This window comes from Pseudomonas sp. HR1, assembly GCF_030175875.1.
In the GTDB taxonomy this organism is placed as follows: Bacteria; Pseudomonadota; Gammaproteobacteria; order Pseudomonadales; family Pseudomonadaceae; genus Chryseomonas; species Chryseomonas oryzihabitans.
Genome location: NZ_JASNRF010000002.1, coordinates 697761 through 713064, shown reverse-complemented (window position 1 = coordinate 713064; position 15304 = coordinate 697761). Strand labels below are relative to the sequence as shown.

Here is a 15304-nt window from a genome sequence, read left to right as displayed (position 1 = left end):
GCTACGTTAGCAGGGTCCGGCGGGGGAGCAAGCCTCGGGCGAGGGGTGGCGCCTGGGCGCTGCCGACAGGTCGTCGGCAAGGGTGCCTGGCGCGGCACCAGACCGCTCAGCGCAGCGCCATCCAGATCAGCAGCGCGGCCTGGAACAGGCAGAACACCGCCAGGCAGCCGATGGCGAAGCGCAGCGAGATGTCATCGCGGCGATAGAGGGCGATGCGGTCCTCCAGCTGGCGCAGACTGGCATCGCGCTCGTCGATCACCCGGTCGCACTGCTCCAGCAGGGTGGCACCGTCCAGCAGCGACAGCAGCTGCACCTTGTCGGCATTCCAGTCCTCGCGCAGCTGGCTGACCCGGGCGGCCCGGCAGAGCTGCTGACGCTCGTCATCCGCCGCCGTCTCGACGGTGAAGCCCTGGGCGCCGAGCACGTGGTCGCGGCGCTTGCGGCTGTCTTCGTCGAGGGCGTCGCGGCGCGCCAGGGGCAGGTCCTGCACCCGGTAGTGGCTCCAGCGCAGGCGTGCCCAGGCGGCCGCCCGCGCCAGCAGGAAGCGTCCCAGGCCGCGTTCTTCCGGCTCGATCTGCAGACCGCGCTCCGGGCCGAGGCGGATTTCGCCTTGGCGATGGTCGACCCAGACCTCCAGCACGTTCACCTCGCGGTGCAGCAGCTGACCGGGAATCTGCACCGTCAGCCGCAGCAGGCTTTCCTCGTCACCATGGCGCTCGACCAGGCCGAGTTGCACGAAGCGCAGCGGGCGCGCGCCGACCCGGCGATCCGCCGGCTGCGGCATCAGCCGCAGCAGCTGAAAGCGCTCCGGCGGCAGGCTGGCCCAGGGATGGGGCTCGTTGGGTGCGGCCTCGACGGCCGGTGATGCGTGATCGGGGGTTTCCACGGACGGGCTCCAGCGGGTGCGCCGCCTGGGCGCCTTTGCTGGCTTATCGGCCGGCGCGCGAGGAACCTGAGCGCGCGACGAAGGTGGTCACGCGCTCGACCAGCGCGCGGGCCAGGGGCAAGTTGGGATTGTCGTAGCTGGGCAGTTGCGCCTGGAAGTCCGCCGGGGTGATGCGCAGCATATGGTTCATGCCGGCAATGATGGCCAGTTCCGCATCCGGTTTGGCGCGCTGCAGGGCGCGGGCATCGTCGACCTCCACCTGGATGTCATGGGTGCCCTGGACGATCAGCGCCGGGGCGTGGATGCCGGCGAAGGCCCTGGCCGGATCCTGGCGGAACAGCGAGATCAGATAGGGCTGGACGCTGGGGCGGAACAGCACCAGCAATTCCTTCGGTACCTCGGGCACCGGGGTGCCGCGCAGCAACTGGTCGATGATCCACTGGGCACTGGCCAGGCCGGCTGGCGACAGCTTGCCCGCCAACTGCTCGCGCAGCACCACGTCGATGGGCCGGCCGCTGCCGGCCAGGGTCACCACCCCGGCGACCGGCACCCGGTCGGCGGCCAGACTGGCGATCAGGGCGCCTTCGCTGTGGCCGAGCAGGATCACCGTGGAAAAGCGCGGATCGGCGCGCAGCAGCCGGATCCAGCCGACCAGGTCGTCGACATAGCGCTCCACGCTGAGGCGACTCTCGTCCGGCTCGGCGCTGCGACTCTCGGCCACGCCGCGCTTGTCGAAGCGCACGCTGGCGATCCGCTGCCGGCCCAGGGCCTCGGCCAGCCGCTGCAGGGCCGCGTTGCGCGCGCCGGGGGCGTTGCCGTTGCGATCGATGGGCCCCGAGCCGGAAACGAAGAGCACCACCGGTTGCGGCCTGTCGCTACGGGGCAGGATCAGACTGCCCTTGAGCACACCGCTGCCGGTGTCGAGCTGGAGGGGACGATAGAGCACGGGATCGGCCGCCGTGGCGAGGGCGGGCAGGGCGAGGTACAGCAGCAGGGAGAACAGCAGACGCATGGCGGGAAGGGCACCGGAGAGCTGGGGTGTGGGGGCCTATCCCGCACACAATCCGTGTAAAAGACCACGGCGCGTGTAAAATCGCCCATTCCCAATTTGAATCTATACCTTTCACCCGTAGCGCGGAGCCCTCGCATGTCCGGCAATACCCTCGGCACGCTGTTTACCGTCACCACCGCCGGCGAAAGCCATGGCCCGGCGCTGGTCGCCATCGTCGACGGTTGCCCACCCGGACTGCCCCTGGACCTCGCCGACCTGCAGCGCGACCTGGATCGGCGCAAGCCCGGTACCAGCCGCCACACCACCCAGCGCCAGGAAGCGGACGAGGTGGAGATCCTTTCCGGGGTCTTCGAAGGCGTCACCACCGGTACCCCCATCGGCCTGCTGATCCGCAACACCGACCAGAAGTCCAAGGATTACTCGGCGATCAAGGACCTGTTCCGCCCGGCCCATGCCGACTACGCCTACCACCACAAGTACGGCCTGCGCGACTACCGCGGCGGCGGTCGCAGCTCGGCGCGGGAGACCGCCATGCGCGTGGCGGCGGGTGCCATCGCCAAGAAGTACCTGGCCACCCAGGGCATCCGGGTGCGCGGCTACATGAGCCAGCTGGGTCCCATCGAGATCCCCTTCAAGACCTGGGACAGCGTGGAAGAGAACGCCTTCTTCAGCCCCGATCCGGACCGGGTGCCGGAGCTGGAGGCCTACATGGACCAGCTGCGCCGCGATCAGGATTCTGTGGGTGCGCGCATCACCGTGGTTGCCGACGGCGTGCCGCCGGGGCTGGGCGAGCCGATCTTCGATCGCCTCGACGCCGAGCTGGCCTATGCGCTGATGAGCGTCAACGCGGTGAAGGGCGTCGAGATCGGTGCCGGTTTCGCCAGCGTCGCCCAGCGCGGCACCGAGCACCGGGACGAACTGACCCCGGAAGGCTTCCTGTCCAACAACGCCGGTGGCGTACTCGGCGGCATCTCCTCCGGCCAGCCCATCGTCGCCCACCTGGCGCTGAAGGCCACCTCCAGCATCACCACCCCGGGGCGTTCCATCGACGTCCACGGCCAACCGGTGGATATCATCACCAAGGGTCGCCACGATCCCTGCGTGGGCATCCGCGCCACGCCCATCGCCGAGGCGATGATGGCCCTGGTGCTGATGGATCACCTCTTGCGTCACCGCGCCCAGAACGCCGAGGTGCGGGTGGGCACGCCCGTCCTACCGCAACTCTGATCAGCGGACGGACGATGCCGGTTCCCTATTGGCGGCTGTCGGGCTTCTATTTCGCCTACTTCGCGCTGCTGGGGGCCACGGCGCCCTACCTGGGGCTGTACTTCCACCACCTGGGCTTTTCCGGCACCGCCATCGGCCAACTGGTGGCCATCCCCATGTTGATGCGGGTGCTGGCGCCCAATCTCTGGGGCTGGCTGGCCGATCGCACCGGCCGCCGGCTGAGCATCGTCCGCCTGGGCGCCGCCTGCACCCTGCTGTGCTTTTCCGGCATCTACCTGGGCCAGGGCTTCGCCTGGCTGGCGCTGATCATGGCCGGACATGCCTTCTTCTGGCATGCGGTGCTGCCGCAGTTCGAAGCCATCACCCTGGCCCACCTGCGCGACCAGCCACAGCGCTATGGGCGTATCCGCCTCTGGGGCTCCATCGGCTTCATTGCCGCGGTGGCGGGACTCGGCTGGGCCTTCGAATACGTCAGTCTGGATCTCTACCCGGCCTATCTGCTGCTGGTGATGGCGATCATCCTGCTCGCCTCGCTGGCGGTGCCGGGGGTCAAGGTCGATCCGGGCCAGCGCCCCGAGGCGCCGGCCGAGCCCTTCCTGACCACCCTGCGCCAGCCACGGGTGCTGGCCTTCTTCCTCGCCGCGGCGCTGATGCAGCTGTCCCACGGTCCTTATTACACGGTCTTCACCCTGCACCTGGAAGACCTCGGCTATGGCCGCGGCGTCATCGGCCAGCTCTGGTCGCTGGGGGTGGTCGCCGAGGTGCTGATCTTCCTGGTGATGCCGCAGCTGCTGGCGCGGCTGGCGCTCAACACCCTGCTGGTAGCCGCCTTTCTCATCGCCGCCGGGCGCTGGTTGCTGCTGGGCGCCCTGGCCGATCACCTGGCGGTGCTGCTGTTCGCCCAGTTGCTGCATGCGGCCACCTTCGGCTGCTTCCATGCCGCCGCCATCCAGTTCGTCCAGTCCCATTTCGACCGCCGCCGCCAGGGCCAGGCCCAGTCGCTCTATGCCGCCCTGTCCGGGGCTGGCGGGGCGCTCGGCGCGCTGTATGCTGGCTATGCCTGGCAGGTGTCCGGTGCCCTTGCCGCCTTTGCCGGCGCCTCCCTGGCGGCGCTGGCGGGGGCCTTCCTCATCCTCTTGTCCGTTAGGTCCAGTACGAAAAGTGCCTGCGCTCGGTGATGCTTCGTTGAAAAACACTTCGGAATGCTCATTTACCTCTCGTAAACTCCGCTTCCTCAGCGTTTTTCGCCTCGCCTGACCGTCGCTCGGCGACTTTTCGTACAGAACCAAGGAGAACCCTCCATGATCCAGCAGCGTGAGCAACTGGCCCGGGAAATCATCGATGCCGGTCGCTTCCTCTATGGCCGCGGCTGGTCGCCGGCCACCAGCAGCAACTATTCGGTGCGGCTGTCCGACAGCCGCCTGTTGCTGACCGTGTCCGGCAAGCACAAGGGCCAGCTGGAGCTGGACGACATCCTCGCCACCGATCTCGATGGCACGCCGCTGGAGGCCAAGAAGCCGTCCGCGGAAACCGCGCTGCACACCCAGCTCTATCGCTGGCAGCCGGAGATCGGTGCCGTGCTGCACACCCATTCGGTGAACTCGACGGTGCTCTCGCGCCAGCTCGAGGGGGATCGCCTGCTGCTGGACGGCTACGAATTGCAAAAGGCCCTGCACGGCGTCACCACCCACGAGGTGCGGGTGGAAATCCCGGTGTTCGACAACGACCAGGACATCCCGCGCCTGGCCGACAAGGTGCAGACCTGGCTGAACGTGCACCCCGACTGCGTGGGGTACCTGATCCGCGGACACGGCCTCTATACTTGGGGCCCGCGCATGGCCGATGCCCTGCGCCACGTGGAAGCCTTCGAATTCCTCTTCGAATGCGAACTCAAGACCCGGAGCCTGCGTCCATGAGCCGACTGACCGTCTACCACGATGCCGAACCGCGCCAGCCGCTGAAGGTGATCAGCGATGGCGAGCACATCGCCGCCACCCTGGCCGAGGTCGGGGTGCGTTTCGAGCGCTGGCAGGCCACCGCCCCGGTGGCACCCGGCGCCAGCCAGGAAGAGGTGATCGCCGCCTACCGGCCGGAGATCGATCGCCTCATCCAGGAGCGCGGCTACCAGACCGTCGACGTCATCAGCATGCATCCCGAGCATCCGCAGAAGGAGGCGCTGCGCGCCAAGTTCCTCGAAGAGCACCGGCACAACGAGGACGAGGTGCGCTTCTTCGTCGCCGGGCAGGGGCTCTTCACCCTGCACATCGACGATCACGTCTACGCCGTGCTCTGCGAGAAGGACGACCTCATCTCGGTGCCGGCCGGCACCCCGCACTGGTTCGACATGAGCGAGTCGCCGTCCTTTGTCGCCATTCGCCTGTTCGACAATCCCGACGGCTGGGTGGCCCACTTCACCGGCGTCGACATCGCCCAGCGCTTCCCGCGCCTGGAGGTCGAGGCGTGACGATCAAGGCCATCCTCACCGATATCGAAGGCACCACCAGCGCCGTCAGCTTCGTCTTCGACGTGCTCTTTCCCTATGCCCGCGAGCACCTGCCGGCGCTGGTGCGCGCCCAGGCCGGGGAGCCGGCGGTGGCCGAGCAGCTCGACGCCGTGCGCGCCGAAGCCGGCGAGCTGGACGCCGACGTGGAGCGGGTGATCGCCATCCTCCTGGAATGGATCGCCACCGACCGCAAGGCCACCCCGCTCAAGGCCCTGCAGGGGCAGGTGTGGGAGCAGGGCTATCGCGCCGGCACCCTCAAGGGGCACGTCTATCCCGACGCGGTCCAGGCGCTGCGCCAGTGGCACGCGGCCGGGCTGCCGCTGTACGTCTATTCCTCGGGCTCGATACAGGCGCAGAAGCTGATCTTCGGCTGCTCGGAGCACGGCGACCTCTCCCCTTTGTTTTCCGGGTATTTCGATACCCTGACCGGCGGCAAGCGCGACGCCGCGTCCTATGCGCGCATTGCCTCGGCCACCACCCACGAGCCGGCGGACCTGCTGTTTCTTTCCGACGTGGTGGAAGAGCTGGATGCCGCGCGCCAGGCGGGTCTGCCGACCTGTGGCCTGGTGCGTGCCGGTGGCCAGCTCGGCGATCATCCGTGCGTGGCGTCCTTCGCCGACATCGATCTCGCGGCCTTCAGCTGAAGCTCATAGCCGGCGCCGCTGCCAAGCGAGCCGGCCGAACTCGACGCCGCTCTTGCCAGTCCCAATTGACGAGACCTGTGTCCTCGCAACGGGAGTCGCGACATGATCAATTCCACCATTGGCGGTGTACTGGGCTTCATCGTCTTCCTGCTCGACATCTGGGCCATCGTCAACGTCATCCGCAGTGACAGCACCAGCAACGCCAAGATCGGCTGGACCGTGCTCATCATCGTGCTGCCGGTGATCGGCCTGATCGCCTGGGCGGCCGCCGGCCCGCGCGGCAATCGCTCGGCCACCGCGCCCACCCACAAGGGTTAGCCAGCACAACACTGGAGCCTGTCACATCCAGCTCTTACAATGCCCGGCTTTTGGCCGGGCATTGCTCGTCTCGGCCTGCCACCTGCGGAGATCGACATGAGCGACTACCTGGAAACCCTCTACGACGGCTATGGCCAGCGCTTCACCGTCGAGCGCATGCTGCACGAGGTGCGCACCGAGCATCAGCACCTGGTGATCTTCCAGAACGCCGTGCTGGGCAAGGTCATGGCCCTGGATGGCGTGATCCAGACCACCGAGGCCGACGAATTCATCTATCACGAGATGCTCACCCACGTGCCCCTGCTGGCCCATCCGGCGCCCAAGCGGGTGCTCATCATCGGCGGCGGCGACGGCGGCATCCTGCGCGAAGTGGCCAAGCACCAGGGGGTCGAGCACATCACCATGGTCGAGATCGACGGTTCGGTGGTGGAGATGTGCAAGGAGCACTTCCCCGGCCATTCCGCGGGTGCCTTCGAGGATCCGCGGCTGAATCTGGTGATCGACGACGGCATGAACTTCGTCGCCAACACCACCGAGCGCTACGACGTCATCATCTCCGACTCGACCGATCCCATCGGCCCGGCCGAGGTGCTGTTCTCGGAAAACTTCTACCAGGCCTGCCATCGCTGCCTGAACGAGGGCGGCGTGATGGTGGCCCAGAACGGTACCCCCTTCCTGCAACTGGACGAGGTCAGGACCACTGCCGGCCGGATGTCCGGGCTGTTCGCCGACTGGCACTTTTATCTGTCAGCGGTGCCTACCTACATAGGGGGCGTCATGACCCTCGCCTGGGGCAGCAAGGACGTGACCTTGCGTCGGCAAGATGCCGAAACCCTGGCGCAGCGCTACAGTGATACAGGCATCCAGACCCGTTACTACACCCCGGAGCTGCATGCTGCTGCCTTTGCTCTACCTCGATACGTGCTGGAGGCCATCGGCAAGGCGTAAGCCCTGGCGGTCGCGGCACCGTTCGAGTTTTCAGCCGCGACTCGCCGGACGTCGGTAGCGACGCTTCGGCGAGAAGATCATCCGAACCAGAGGAGGGTTGTCCTATGTCCTTGTCGTTTGCCGATGATGTGAGCTTGAACCTGCTGCAGCGGATGAAGGAGGGCGGCTTCGATTTCGCCCGCTTCCATCCAATCGACTTCTTCGCCATCTTCGCCGATGAAGGCAAGGCCCGCATCGCTGCGGACCAGTTTCACGGCGAGTCCCTCAATGCCCAGGTGATGCCGCACGAAGAGGGGGGTTGGCATCTGCAGGTCAGCAAGGTGATGTTCGCCACCCACGCCACCATCGACGATTTCGAAAGCGATCTGGAAGCGGTGGTGGTGCCCCTGGGCGGCCAGCTCGACGGCTGGGGCGTGACCCAGGAAGTCAGCCGCAGCTCTGCCTGATCCAAGCCCTGCCGAGGCGGCATCCCGCCGGGGATGCCCGTCTCACCCTCTGAAATCACCCCGCCGCTCAATCATCGCACTTTCCGCCCGCCGCACCGTCTTAGGCTCATGACGGAAACGTTGCGGTGCATGCGCACGCTTACGTGCCTGGCTTTGGTGCACCGCGCGACCCGATGCCGCGCAAGAGCTTGATCTACAAGCCTCTTGCGCTGGCACGCGGCTTGCGAAGCTGCACCGTGGGTGACAAGGAGATCGGCATGAGCCGCCAACTGTATAACGAGATGTATGACGTCCAGGCGCAATGCCGACCGCACTATGGTCGCTATGCGCAATGGCTGAGCGAGACACCCCCGGAACTCCTGGCCCAGCGGCGGCGTGAAGCCGACCTGCTGTTTCATCGCGCCGGTATCACCTTCACCCTCTATGGCGACGAGCAGGGCACGGAGCGCCTGATTCCCTTCGATGCGCTACCGCGGGCCATTCCCGCCAGCGAATGGCAGATCATCGAGCGCGGCTGCATCCAGCGCGTCCAGGCGCTGAATCTCTTTCTCCACGACCTCTATCACGACCAGCGCATCATCAAGGCGGGGGTCATTCCCGCCGAGCAGGTGCTGGCCAACGATCAGTACCAGCTGGCGATGCAGGGGCTGGACCTGCCCAATGGCATCTATGCCCATATCGCCGGGGTCGACCTGGTGCGCGATGGCGACGGTGCCTACTACGTGCTGGAAGACAACCTGCGCACCCCCAGCGGGGTGTCCTACATGCTCGAGAACCGCAAGATGATGATGCGGCTGTTTCCCGAGCTGTTCACCCTGGAGCGCATCGCGCCCATCGACCACTATCCGAATCTGCTGCTCGACACCCTGCGCAGTTCCACCCCAGTCAACAACCCCACGGTGGCGGTGCTCACCCCGGGTCGCTTCAACAGCGCCTACTTCGAGCATGCCTTCCTGGCCCGGGAGATGGGCGTGGAGCTGGTGGAGGGCGCCGATCTGCTGGTACGCGACGAACAGGTGTTCATGCGCACCACCTCGGGCTTCCAGAAGGTCGACGTAATCTATCGCCGCCTCGACGACGCCTTCCTCGATCCCCTGGCCTTCAATCCGGATTCTCTGCTTGGCGTCCCTGGCCTGCTGGCGGCCTATCGCGCCGGCAACGTCATCCTGGCCAATGCCATCGGCACCGGAGTGGCCGACGACAAGTCGATCTATCCCTATGTCCCGGAGATGATCCGCTTCTATCTCAGCGAAGAGCCGATCCTCTACAACGTGCCCACCTGGCAGTGTCGCAAGCCGGACGAACTGTCCCATGTGCTGGCCAACCTGCCCGAGCTGGTGGTCAAGGAAGTCCATGGCTCCGGCGGCTACGGCATGCTGGTCGGCCCCACCGCCAGCAGCATGGAGATCGAAGCCTTCCGCGCCCGGCTCAAGGCCAATCCCAGCGCCTACATCGCCCAGCCCACCCTGTCGCTGTCCACTTGCCCGACCTTCGTCGAGAACGGCATCGCGCCGCGGCACATCGACCTGCGGCCCTTCGTGCTGTCCGGTCGCAAGACGCGCCTGGTGCCCGGTGGCCTGACCCGGGTCGCCCTGCGCGAAGGTTCGCTGGTGGTGAATTCCTCCCAGGGCGGTGGCACCAAGGACACCTGGGTGGTGCAGGACTAGATCGCCACAGAACAGTGGCCGCCCCGGCGGCCTCGCAAGGACCTTTGAAAGGCGACCCCACCATGTTGAGTCGTACCGCTGCCGATCTGTACTGGATGTCCCGCAACCTGGAGCGCGCCGAGAATCTCGCGCGGATGCTGGACGTCAGCTATTCGCTGTCGATGATGCCGCAGAGCGGGCAGGGCGGAGGCCTGGACGAGCTGGCCATGCCGCTGCTCATCACCGGCACCCTGGATGACTACCGGGAAAAGCACGGCGCTCTGCACCCCGAGCGCCTGCTGCATTTCTTCGCCCTGGACGAGCGCAACCCCGGCAGCATCTATTGCTGCCTGCAGGCCGCGCGCAGCAATGCCCACGCGGTGCGTGGACGCATCACCGCCGACATGTGGGAGAACGTCAACTCCACCTGGCTGGAGATGCGCGAGATTGCCGTCACCGGTCTGATCCGCTTCGGCATCAGCCGCTTCTGCGAATGGGTCAAGGAGCGCTCCCACCTGTTCCGCGGCGCCACCGTCGGCACCATCATGAGAAACGACGCCTATCGCTTCATCCGCCTGGGCACCTTCGTCGAGCGCGCCGACAACACCCTGCGCATGCTCGACGCCCGCTACCAGGTACTGGGGGAAGAGGAGGCGGAAGCCATCAGCGACGCCTCCGCCCGCGGCTTCTATCAGTGGAGCGCCCTGTTGCGCGCCCTTAGCGCCTTCGAGGCCTACACCGAGCTCTATCGCGATGCACTCAACGTGCGCAATGGCGCCGAACTGCTGCTGTTGCAGGAAGACCTGCCGCGCTCGCTGCTGGCCTGCGTGATCGAACTGCACCGGGTGCTGGCCAGTCTGCCCGGCGAGAACGGCCGCGAGGCCAAGCGCCTGGCGGCCGGTCTCGAGGCGCGGCTGCGCTATACCAGCATCGACGAGGTGCTCGAAGAAGGACTCCATGCCTGGATCGGCGACTTCATCGTCCATGTCCGCCAGCTCGGCAGCGCCATCAATACCGCTTACCTGGAGACCGTATGAGACTCGCGATTCATCACGAAACCCTGTATCGCTACGCAGACCAGGTACGCGCGAGCATCCAGTACTTGCGGCTCACGCCCCAGGACGACGCCCGTCAGCGGATCCTCGGCTGGGAGCTGGCCTTGCCACGGCCGGCGCGGGCGCAGCGCGATCCCTTCGGCAACATCCTGCATGTGCTGACCCTGGATACGCCGCACGACGCCATCACCATCACCGCCAGCGGCCAGGTGGAGATCGACGAGACCTTCGAGGCGGAACCCTGCCAGGCCTCGGCCTTTCCCTTCCTGCGCCAGACCCGGCTGACCGAGGCCGACGAGGCGCTGACCGCCTTCGCCCGCGAGGTCTGCGACGGTCGCCGCGATCGCGACACCCTTATCCAGCTGATGGAGCGCCTGCACGAGCGCATGACCTATGTGCCCGGCTCTACCGAGGTGGACGGCAATGCCGCCCAGGCCTTCGCCAAGGGCGCCGGGGTGTGCCAGGACCATGCCCATGCCTTCCTGGCCTGCGCCCGCAGCCTCGGCATCCCGGCGCGCTATGTGTCCGGCTATCTGTGCACCGACGACAGCGCGCACCTCTCCAGCCACGCCTGGGCGGAAGCCTGGCATGACGGCGCCTGGTACAGCTACGACGTCACCAATCGCCTGGCCCGGCCGGAGCGGCACCTACGGCTGGCCATCGGTCTGGACTACCTGGACGCCTGTCCCGTGCGCGGCATGCGCCGCGGCGGCGGGGTGGAGCACATGGAGGCCAGGGTGCTGGTCGAGCCCTTGCAGCAGGCGCAGCAACAGCAATAATCGGCGCTGCCCATAGCAGACGAAAAGGCGGCCAGGGGCCGTCTTTTCTTTTGCTGTCGGGCGCTGTCGCGTCGACCGTTCGATCAGCCGAGGTTCGCATGACCTATTGCGTCGCCATGAAACTGCAAGATGGCCTGGTATTCGTCGCCGATTCCCGTACCAATGCCGGGGTCGACAATATCGCCACCTTTCGCAAGCTGCACCTGTTCCGTATCCCTGGCGAGCGCCTGATCGTCATCCAGTCGGCGGGCAATCTGGCCACCTCCCAGGCGGTGATCAGTCTGCTGCGACAGCGCCTGGACAGCGAGCAGGACAACCTGCACGGCGTACCCACCCTGTACGACGCCGCCCGGCTGCTGGGGCAGACCCTGCGCGAGGTCCTGCAGCGCGATGCCGAGGATGCGCCCAGCGGTCACGGCCTGGACCTGAGCTGTTCCTTTCTGCTGGGTGGGCAGATCCGCGGCGCGGAGCCGGAGCTGTTCAATCTCTATCCCCATGGCAACTTCATCAGCGCCACCGAGGACACGCCTTACTTCCAGATTGGCGAGAGCAAATACGGCAAGCCCATCCTGGATCGGGCGCTGACCTTCGCGACGCCGCTGGAAGAAGCCCTGCGCTGTGCGTTGCTGTCCTACGACGCCACCATTCGCAGCAACCTGTCGGTGGGGCTACCGCTGGATCTGGTGGTCTATCCGCGTGATCGACTGGCGCAGGTCAGCAGTCATCGGATCGACGAACAGGATCCCTACTTCCAGGCCCTGCGCAAGGGCTGGGGGGAGGGGCTGCGTGATCTGCTGGCAGCCTTGCCGGCAGCACCTGCGGATTATTGGCGCTAGGGATCAGCCAAAGAACCGCGAGAGGTTGGGGATGACCAGCACGACGGTGGTGACGATGAGGACGAAACTCGCCTGACGCCACTTGGGGACGGGATTCTTGAACATGACTCGGGGCCTTTATTGTTAGCTGTTTAGAGCCTTTACGTCTTCAGCGGGAAGCGCTTGCGCAACAGCGGCATGCAGTTACTGATACCCGCAGGCTTGAGCACTATCCAGTAGCTATAGAACATAAATTTCAGTTTTGTGGTGGTAACCGGCCAGGCGGTTATCAGAAATGTCGTACCAAGGGATTTTTCCTTTGCTTTCAGATGATTAGGAAAATGCGTGCGACGCTACCGTTGGTCGGAGGTATCAACGGTTTGGAGCAGGGGAGGAGCGACCAGCCGGTCATCCCGTGAACGGGGCAGGGCGCAGGCCCTTCCAGGTCGTGAATGCAAATGTATGAATCGATTGAAGAAAAAGCTTGCCATCGAAATCGCCTTTGCCTATAGTTGCGCGCCTCGGTGATGCAGATGCAGCCACTGAGCAAATCTGGTGAGGTGTCCGAGCGGTTGAAGGAGCACGCCTGGAAAGTGTGTATAGGAGAAATCTTATCGAGGGTTCGAATCCCTCCCTCACCGCCAGATCTGAGAAAACCCCTGAGAGCCCAGCTCCAGGGGTTTTTTCTTGCCTGCGATTTGGCCAGGCCCTCCGGGGATCAGGCGGCCTGGGCAAAGGTCGCGGCGGTATCCCGGGCGTTGGGCAGCACGGCCGTCAGCTGTTCCAGGTCGATGCTGGCGAACAGCGGGCCGCTCAGGTCCTGCACCTTGCTGTCGCCGGCATTCTCGTGCAGCACCTCGGCCACGGCGACCGCCTGAGCCACGATCAGCGCATAGCCGTTGCCTTCCGGCGCCTGCAGCGGGCGGGCCTGATAGCCGATCGCATCGCGCAGCACCTGGGGCAGTTGCCAACGACGCGCCAGCTCGGCGCCCACTTCCGGATAGCCGAAGCCCAGTTGCAGGGTCTCGTCGGCGGCGCGATGGCTGCTGGCGGTGGCCCGACCGGCCAGGCTGGGGGCCAGCTCCGGCGCACCGCTCTGGATCAGCAACTCGCCGATGTCATGCAGCATGCCGCAGGTAAAGGCGGTTTCCTGGTCCAGGCCGGCCTGCTTGGCCAGCGGCTTGCACAGGCTGGCGACCAGGAAGCTGTTGTACCAGAAGGCCTGCAGATCGAAGCCGGGTGCGGCCTTGAAGCCGCTGGCGAAGGCCGAAGCCAGGACCAGGGTGCGCAGGGTGTTGAAGCCCAGGCGCAGGGCGGCGTCTTCGATGCTGGTGGATTCGCGGGCGCCGCGGAAGCGCGCCGAGTTGGCCAGGCGCAGCACCTTGGCGGCGATGACCGGGTCACGCGCCACGGTGCGCGACAGGGTTTCGATGCTGGTGTTGGGGTCGTCGAATTGCCGGATCAGGACCTGCGCCACTTCGGGGACGTTGGGCAGGTTGTGCAGCTGGGCAAAGAGGGTGTCGAGTTGCATGGGCGTCTCCGCGGAAAAGGGTTACATCTCCTTACACCCTCGTCATCGGTCGCCTGCGCGGATTTCTGTAGTCGCCATGTGACGATCGGTCGCAGCCCGGGCGACCAGGACCAGGTGGCCGCGCAGGATTGCCTTTCCGGTCAGGGACTTGCCGCACGCAAGCCAGGCTTGCCTGGCTGCGTCATTACCGTTCGTCGAGGGCGAAGTCGACCTGGCTCAGGCCCGCTGCGCTGGCTGCCAGCACCCAGCCGCGACGGTCCCAATCGCCCAGCACGATACGTTCGGCCGGCTGGCCATCGAGCAGCAGCTCATGACGGGCGGGTCTGTGGGTATGGCCGTGGATCAGCGTGGTCACCCGGGCGGCGCGCATTTCCCGCTCGACCTCGGCCTCGGTGACATCGGTGATGTCCATGGCCTTGGCCCGGGTCTGCTGGCGACTTTCGCTGCGCAGCTTGCGCGCCAGCTTCTGGCGGCTGGCCAGCGGCAGGTGGCGCAGGACGAAGAGGGTGAGGGGGTTGCGCAGGATGCGGCGCAGCTTCTGGTAGCCCTCGTCGCGGGTGCAGAGGGTATCGCCGTGCATCAGCAGCACGCGACGGCCGTGGAAGTCGGCGATATGGCGATCCGGCAGCAGGCGGCAGCCAGCCTGGCGGCAAAAGGCCTTGCCGATTAGAAAGTCGCGATTGCCGTGCATCAGGTAGATGGCCGTACCGCTGTCAGCCAGCTGGCGCAGGGCCGTTGCGATCTCCTGCTCGAAGGCACCCATGGCGTCGTCGCCGATCCAGGCTTCGAACAGATCGCCAAGGATGTACAGGGCCTCGGCACCGCGGGCGCGGGTTTCGAGGAGATGCAAAAACGCCCGGACCAGGTCCGGGCGTTGCGGTTCGAGATGCAGGTCGGAGACCAGTAGGATCACTCGACGATCTCGGCCTTCTCGATGATCACGTCTTCGCTCGGCACGTCCTGGTGACCGGCCTTGCTGGTGGTGGCGACGCCCTTGATGGCGTTGACCACGTCCATGCCTTCGACGACCTTGCCGAACACCGCATAGCCCCAGCCCTGGCTGGTGGGCGCGGTGTGGTTGAGGAAGGTGTTGTCGGACACGTTGATGAAGAACTGCGCCGAGGCGGAGTGCGGGTCCATGGTGCGGGCCATGGCGACGGTGCCGATCGCGTTGGAGACGCCATTGTTGGCTTCGTTCTTGATCGGGGCGCGGGTCGGCTTCTGCTTCATGCCCGGCTCGAAACCACCGCCCTGGACCATGAAGTTGCTGATCACACGGTGGAAGATGGTGCCGTCGTAGTGACCGCTCTTGACGTATTCCTTGAAATTGGCCGCGGTTTCGGGCGCCTTGTCCTCGAAGAGTTCCAGGGTGATGACGCCGTGGTTGGTGTGCAGCTTGATCATGGCAGCGAATCCGTAGCTAAGGGGGACAGCATCCAGACCCGGCGAAGGCCTCAAGGGTTTCGCCGGGACTTGACGGGTTGGGCTATGATA

At 65.9% G+C, this 15304-nt stretch carries 17 protein-coding genes and 1 tRNA gene; 13 read left to right on the top strand and 5 right to left on the bottom strand.

What is annotated here, in order from left to right; translation table 11 throughout:
* Positions 1–106: 106 nt before the first annotated feature.
* Positions 107–886 carry a hypothetical protein gene (locus tag QKY98_RS10570; protein ID WP_027599887.1) on the bottom strand — a complete coding sequence of 260 codons (780 nt, stop codon included), beginning with the start codon at positions 884–886 and terminating at the stop codon, positions 107–109.
* Positions 887–929: 43 nt separating this feature from the next.
* On the bottom strand, positions 930–1898 hold the full coding sequence (locus tag QKY98_RS10565; protein WP_284670831.1) for an alpha/beta hydrolase: 969 nt from the start codon (positions 1896–1898) through the stop codon (positions 930–932).
* A 135-nt stretch (positions 1899–2033) separates the two neighbouring features.
* Here QKY98_RS10565 and aroC point away from each other — a divergent pair, with 135 nt between their 5' ends.
* The 13 genes from aroC (at position 2034) to QKY98_RS10500 (ending at position 12923) form a co-directional block, all read left to right on the top strand.
* A complete protein-coding gene (aroC, locus tag QKY98_RS10560) occupies positions 2034–3125 on the top strand; it encodes a chorismate synthase (RefSeq protein ID WP_027599885.1) in 1092 nt (363 codons plus the stop codon).
* Between the two features lie 14 nt (positions 3126–3139).
* Positions 3140–4303 carry an MFS transporter gene (locus tag QKY98_RS10555; RefSeq protein ID WP_027599884.1) on the top strand — a complete coding sequence of 388 codons (1164 nt, stop codon included), beginning with the start codon at positions 3140–3142 and terminating at the stop codon, positions 4301–4303.
* A 123-nt stretch (positions 4304–4426) separates the two neighbouring features.
* Positions 4427–5041 carry a methylthioribulose 1-phosphate dehydratase gene (locus tag QKY98_RS10550; RefSeq protein ID WP_284670830.1) on the top strand — a complete coding sequence of 205 codons (615 nt, stop codon included), beginning with the start codon at positions 4427–4429 and terminating at the stop codon, positions 5039–5041.
* Positions 5038–5589, top strand: a complete 552-nt coding sequence (locus tag QKY98_RS10545) for a 1,2-dihydroxy-3-keto-5-methylthiopentene dioxygenase (RefSeq protein ID WP_027599882.1) — start codon at positions 5038–5040, stop codon at positions 5587–5589. Before QKY98_RS10550 ends, QKY98_RS10545 begins: the two co-directional genes overlap by 4 nt.
* Complete coding sequence (gene mtnC, locus QKY98_RS10540) at positions 5586–6272, top strand: acireductone synthase (protein WP_284670829.1); 687 nt, start codon at positions 5586–5588, stop codon at positions 6270–6272. The genes QKY98_RS10545 and mtnC overlap by 4 nt, the downstream gene beginning before the upstream one ends.
* Before the next feature lie 105 nt (positions 6273–6377).
* On the top strand, positions 6378–6590 hold the full coding sequence (locus QKY98_RS10535; protein ID WP_026083979.1) for a PLD nuclease N-terminal domain-containing protein: 213 nt from the start codon (positions 6378–6380) through the stop codon (positions 6588–6590).
* Between the two features lie 96 nt (positions 6591–6686).
* Positions 6687–7538: a polyamine aminopropyltransferase gene (speE, locus tag QKY98_RS10530; RefSeq protein ID WP_027599880.1), complete on the top strand. Its 852-nt coding sequence runs from the start codon at positions 6687–6689 to the stop codon at positions 7536–7538.
* Positions 7539–7642: 104 nt separating this feature from the next.
* Positions 7643–7984, top strand: a complete 342-nt coding sequence (locus tag QKY98_RS10525) for a ribonuclease E inhibitor RraB (RefSeq protein WP_007159010.1) — start codon at positions 7643–7645, stop codon at positions 7982–7984.
* Between the two features lie 257 nt (positions 7985–8241).
* Complete coding sequence (locus tag QKY98_RS10520) at positions 8242–9651, top strand: circularly permuted type 2 ATP-grasp protein (protein WP_007159009.1); 1410 nt, start codon at positions 8242–8244, stop codon at positions 9649–9651.
* Positions 9652–9713: 62 nt separating this feature from the next.
* Positions 9714–10667, top strand: a complete 954-nt coding sequence (locus tag QKY98_RS10515; RefSeq protein ID WP_007159008.1) for an alpha-E domain-containing protein — start codon at positions 9714–9716, stop codon at positions 10665–10667.
* A complete protein-coding gene (locus tag QKY98_RS10510) occupies positions 10664–11464 on the top strand; it encodes a transglutaminase family protein (RefSeq protein ID WP_027599879.1) in 801 nt (266 codons plus the stop codon). The genes QKY98_RS10515 and QKY98_RS10510 overlap by 4 nt, the downstream gene beginning before the upstream one ends.
* 98 nt (positions 11465–11562) lie before the next feature.
* Positions 11563–12300, top strand: coding sequence for a proteasome-type protease (locus tag QKY98_RS10505; protein WP_027601867.1), 738 nt, complete (start codon positions 11563–11565; stop codon positions 12298–12300).
* A gap of 533 nt (positions 12301–12833) precedes the next feature.
* Positions 12834–12923: transfer RNA gene (locus QKY98_RS10500), tRNA-Ser, on the top strand.
* A gap of 74 nt (positions 12924–12997) precedes the next feature.
* Here the strand turns inward: QKY98_RS10500 and QKY98_RS10495 are convergent.
* The 3 genes from QKY98_RS10495 to QKY98_RS10485 all read right to left on the bottom strand — a co-directional run bounded on the left by QKY98_RS10495 (position 12998) and on the right by QKY98_RS10485 (position 15214).
* Positions 12998–13810: an HDOD domain-containing protein gene (locus tag QKY98_RS10495; RefSeq protein ID WP_074584242.1), complete on the bottom strand. Its 813-nt coding sequence runs from the start codon at positions 13808–13810 to the stop codon at positions 12998–13000.
* Between the two features lie 184 nt (positions 13811–13994).
* Positions 13995–14723 carry a UDP-2,3-diacylglucosamine diphosphatase gene (lpxH, locus tag QKY98_RS10490; protein WP_284670828.1) on the bottom strand — a complete coding sequence of 243 codons (729 nt, stop codon included), beginning with the start codon at positions 14721–14723 and terminating at the stop codon, positions 13995–13997.
* On the bottom strand, positions 14720–15214 hold the full coding sequence (locus tag QKY98_RS10485) for a peptidylprolyl isomerase (protein ID WP_007158996.1): 495 nt from the start codon (positions 15212–15214) through the stop codon (positions 14720–14722). The genes lpxH and QKY98_RS10485 overlap by 4 nt, the downstream gene beginning before the upstream one ends.
* Positions 15215–15304 lie beyond the last annotated feature (90 nt).